The organism is Psychrobacter sp. CAL346-MNA-CIBAN-0220 (assembly GCF_040309805.1).
GTDB lineage: Bacteria > Pseudomonadota > Gammaproteobacteria > Pseudomonadales > Moraxellaceae > Psychrobacter.
The window spans coordinates 1-249 of record NZ_JBEOPF010000571.1 but is presented as its reverse complement, the minus strand read 5'-3'; the positions used below and the strand labels follow the sequence as shown (position 1 = coordinate 249).

Sequence of the window (249 nt, the reverse complement as noted above, 5' to 3'; positions counted from 1 at the left end):
CCATTGACGTGCCTAACAAGTATGTACCTTCGTAAATAGCACCCGTTGCAATAGTTGGGTAAATATAATCAGCAACAAACTCTTCTTTTAGATCGACGATATGGCACTCAGAAGCACCTGACGCTAAGGCTTTTTCTGTTAAGCCAACGAGCTCTTCTTCACCTTGGCCGACGTCGGCACAAAATGCGATGATTTCACAGTCGTCATAAGTTTCTTTTAACCACGGGATAATAGCCGAGGTGTCTAAAC

General features: G+C 43.8%; 1 protein-coding gene. It reads right to left on the bottom strand.

All coding sequences use genetic code 11. The features are described from left to right. The coding region (locus tag AAEY88_RS14850) for an argininosuccinate synthase domain-containing protein (protein ID WP_350563625.1) at nt 1–249 on the bottom strand (249 nt) is incomplete at both ends.